Origin of the sequence: Collinsella sp. SGI.095 (genome assembly GCF_050314535.1) — a bacterium.
Lineage (GTDB): Bacteria > Actinomycetota > Coriobacteriia > Coriobacteriales > Coriobacteriaceae > Collinsella.
Genome location: NZ_JBNPNG010000039.1, coordinates 1 through 3,491, shown reverse-complemented (window position 1 = coordinate 3,491; position 3,491 = coordinate 1). Strand labels below are relative to the sequence as shown.

The following is a 3,491-nucleotide window of genomic DNA, read 5'->3' as shown; positions in this document are numbered from 1 at the left end:
TTGTCTCTCCTTTCTGGGGTTGTCTTCACATCCCCCATGCCAACGGGCATCAAAACCCGCTTACATTCCGTAACACTCAGCCGCTTTGGCCTTAAGCGCATTGACTGACTCTTCGTAGCCCTCTGCCTTGACCTCCATTTGCTTGGAGACGGCATCGAGATACGGGTGCACGTCCCATGACTTCAGACGCTCGGCGATCATTGCCGCAATCGTCTGGAAGAACACAAGATTGGGAATTGCGCTGAGCAGCGGAGCCACCTGAGGCACCACAACCTCGTGAGCCTTACCCTTGGGATGGGCCGTGAGCAGCACCGTTTTTGCCGTAACGTTCGATAGCGCATCGGCGATATTCGCAAGACGCTCCGACCCCTGCGGATCGTCGACGATAAACACCAGATAGCCCGGAACAATCTGCATCTCGGGACCGTGGACGAACTCCTCGCCTTCGTGGTGCATGGCAGGAATCTTGATGGTCTCGCTCAGCTTGAGCGCCGCCTCCTCGGCAACACCGTAGTTGGGTCCGTTGCCGACGACCATGGCGGGCGTGTGCTCAGAAAGATCGAGCATGTGGTCTTGAACATATGCCTCGGCGGTCTTGCACATCACGGCATTGGCATGGATAGCCTCGCGCAGGTCGTCAAGACGCTGGGCAACGCCCTTGGCGTCAATCGTTCCGCGCGCCTGACCGCCGTAAATACCAAAGAGCACCAGGTACTCAACGAGAACCTCAACGCCCAGAGTCACAAAGTCCACCGACTCGACGCCCACACCGTAGTCAAGAACGATGTCAGTGTGCTCCTTGATGGGTGCCTCGACGTTTGCCGTGAGCGCAACTGCAGCCATATCGTGTGCGCACATGTAATCGAGCGCCGCAATCGTATTGGTTGAATAGCCGCTCTGCGAGACGGCGATGTTGAGCGCATGCTGTGGATAGGTGTGTTCAAAATCGACGAAGGCCTCGGGCGTCACAACGGACACCTGCATCTGCAGCGCATCTTGCAGGTAATCGCGGGCGCAATCCGCAGCATGGCGCGACGAACCCGAAGCAACGATGCGCAGCGCGTCAAAAGAACCGGACTGGAAAATATCAACGAGCTGCGCTACCAGCTCAGACGAACGCTCGAGGTTCTCTCCCATACGCACATGGGCAAGCTGAACGTAATCGAGCATCTTCATCGTCTCACCTCGTAACAAATCATTAGTATTTGATACCAATCACAGTTACAGGTTACGGCTTTTTGATACCTCTTTGTCGATTAATTTATCCCCTTCGGCGAACGGTCGATTTTGAGCTATGTAAGGTTGTATATACAGTCGGTCAAATTGCCCAAACAGACCGGCTGTTACCGCGCGCGATGCAAAGCCCCAGCTAGTACGTATAGGTGTAGCCGCCCGCATCGCCACGATTGAAGGACTTTACATACTCGATAGCCTGACCGCTCGCGTCATAGCTCACGCATTCCAAAAGCAAAACAAGATCCCCTTGTTCCAAGCCAAGCAAGCCCGCGTCGCGTGCGCCCACCGCCTCGATATCGAGCTTCTCCTGAGCCATGACCGGCTTTCGGCCTAGCATCTCATAGGTCTCGTACAAGCTGAAGACCGACACGTCAATATCTTCGATTGTGGGAAACAGCCGGCACGGGATGAACGCCATCTCAATCGATACGGGATCGCCGTTGACGCAGTTCAAACGCCGAATCGAATACAACAAATCGTCCTCGGCAATGCCAAACAGGTTGGCATAATATGGGCCCGCATAACGCTTGGAACGCGCGAGGATACGGACGGACGGCTCGCCGCCCGAAGCACGAACCGACTCGCGAAAGCCTCCTGTTCGCTCGTAGGCAACGGGTACTTTCTGCGCCACAAACGCGCCCTTTCCGCGGACGCGTCGAATCTGCCCGCGCCGAACCAGCTCATCGACAGCGCTTCGGATGGTCAAGCGTGTCGTACCAAATTCCTCGGCGAGGTCTTTTTCGGACGGAATCATGGAACCCGTGGGATATATACCGCGCTCGATACGTTCCTCGATGCGGCGTCGAATGCGCATATAAACCGGGGTGGCATCTACTGTTTCAGCCATTGTTCACCTGCCACGCTTCTCATTCCGTTCTTTTCGCCGTTATCGGCAAAGCGAAACTTTGTGGGCAAAATCACCGATTTGCAATGCTCCACAAAACGCATGTCCTTATCAAATTCGATCGTGCTCTCATAGAACACCGGCGTTCCCTCTTCTTGCTGGAGCAACTCGGCCTCTTCGGCGTTCAAACGCGAGATGGAGATATGCTCACGTCCATGCTCAACACGCACGCCACCTTCTTTGAGCAAGACATCGTAAAGGCTCTCGCACTCAAAATCGTGCTCGGTAAGCGATGGGCACAGGGACAGGTTAACGTGAGCCGTCTCGATTGACGCCGGCTCGCCCTCAATAAGTCGAACGCGCTGCATGCGGAGCAAAGGAGCGCCTACAGACACCCCAAGCTTGTCGGCAAGCGCCTCATCCGCCTCGATGGTCCCGGTGGAAACCAGACGAGAAGAGGGGTGCAGGCCGGCAGTCCGCACAGCATCGGAGAAGTTATACGTTTCCTGGAAGATGTTCAGCGGCTTGGGAGGACACACATACGTACCCGATCCGCGACGGCTCTCGAGCGTTCCACAAGAGATGAGCCGCGTGATACCGGCGCGCAACGCTGTACGCGAAACGCCGATCTCTTCGCACAGCACGCGCTCGGCCGGCAGGCGATCGCCGCCGGCAAGCTGGTGGTGCTGGATATACCAAAGAATTCCCTCAACAGCACGATCTTTGGGGGGAATTGCATAAGATTCGCCTGCCATTGCACAGACTCCTCATTCAGAAACGTATGCCGCCAAAATTAGACCAGCCCTCCCATGGCATCAAATTCGGCCTTGATCTTCTCGGCAACATTCCGATACGACTTATATAGACTTGAATCGCGTTTGACTTCGTCGGTCATAACGGGAATCTCTAATTTGGAAACCTCGTCTTTTCCCGTCTGAACCGCCACAACAACGCCCATACCAAGACACATATTACGCTTGGCAGCGTTTATTTTCGCTGCCTTGGCAGGATTTGCCAGGATACGCTGGGCAAATTCCTGTTTTGAGACCACTTCCTCGGCCTCCGGATCGCCCGCCTCGGCCACTTCGCACTGCAAAACGTCCGCATAGTCAAAAATCTTCGGCTCGCCGCCGCGCTGATGCACGGCCCACTTGCGACGCGTGGCATCCTGGTAGATAGCCGGCAAAAACGTAAACCGCGGCGGGTCCAAAATCGTATCCGTGATGGTAAACACATCGGGATCAAAGGCATCCTGCGGGTTTTTCTTCTTGAACAGCCCCATATCAGCCTCCCGTACTAGTATTAAACAACTCAAGTTGAATATAGCACCAATTTCAAGCCGCCGCTTTACTGCATCGGTGCGTGGTGTCTATGGCTCGCCCAGCGGAAAAGTTCACGGACGAGGGGCGGG

At 55.4% G+C, this 3,491-nt stretch carries 4 protein-coding genes; all 4 read right to left on the bottom strand.

Going from position 1 to position 3,491, the window contains the following annotated elements:
- Nucleotides 1-60 precede the first annotated feature (60 nt).
- The 4 genes from ACQRCA_RS08290 to ACQRCA_RS08275 all read right to left on the bottom strand — a co-directional run bounded on the left by ACQRCA_RS08290 (nucleotide 61) and on the right by ACQRCA_RS08275 (nucleotide 3,362).
- Entirely contained in the window at nucleotides 61-1,176 is a 1,116-nt protein-coding gene (locus ACQRCA_RS08290; protein WP_427719868.1) for an SIS domain-containing protein, read from the bottom strand.
- A gap of 193 nt (nucleotides 1,177-1,369) precedes the next feature.
- The gene (locus ACQRCA_RS08285; RefSeq protein WP_427719867.1) at nucleotides 1,370-2,083 is read right to left on the bottom strand and encodes a GntR family transcriptional regulator; all 714 of its coding nucleotides are present in this window, start codon (nucleotides 2,081-2,083) and stop codon (nucleotides 1,370-1,372) included.
- Nucleotides 2,068-2,835: a GntR family transcriptional regulator gene (locus ACQRCA_RS08280; RefSeq protein ID WP_427719866.1), complete on the bottom strand. Its 768-nt coding sequence runs from the start codon at nucleotides 2,833-2,835 to the stop codon at nucleotides 2,068-2,070. Before ACQRCA_RS08280 ends, ACQRCA_RS08285 begins: the two co-directional genes overlap by 16 nt.
- Nucleotides 2,836-2,873: 38 nt before the next feature.
- Nucleotides 2,874-3,362: a hypothetical protein gene (locus ACQRCA_RS08275; RefSeq protein WP_138374554.1), complete on the bottom strand. Its 489-nt coding sequence runs from the start codon at nucleotides 3,360-3,362 to the stop codon at nucleotides 2,874-2,876.
- Nucleotides 3,363-3,491: the final 129 nt, after the last annotated feature.

Excerpts from the sequence above, each read along its gene's own strand:
- ACQRCA_RS08290 (WP_427719868.1), bottom strand. The coding sequence starts at position 1,176 with ATGAAGATGCTCGATTACGTTCAGCTTGCCCATGTGCGTATGGGAGAG.
- ACQRCA_RS08285 (WP_427719867.1), bottom strand. The coding sequence starts at position 2,083 with ATGGCTGAAACAGTAGATGCCACCCCGGTTTATATGCGCATTCGACGC.
- ACQRCA_RS08280 (WP_427719866.1), bottom strand. The coding sequence starts at position 2,835 with ATGGCAGGCGAATCTTATGCAATTCCCCCCAAAGATCGTGCTGTTGAG.
- ACQRCA_RS08275 (WP_138374554.1), bottom strand. The coding sequence starts at position 3,362 with ATGGGGCTGTTCAAGAAGAAAAACCCGCAGGATGCCTTTGATCCCGAT.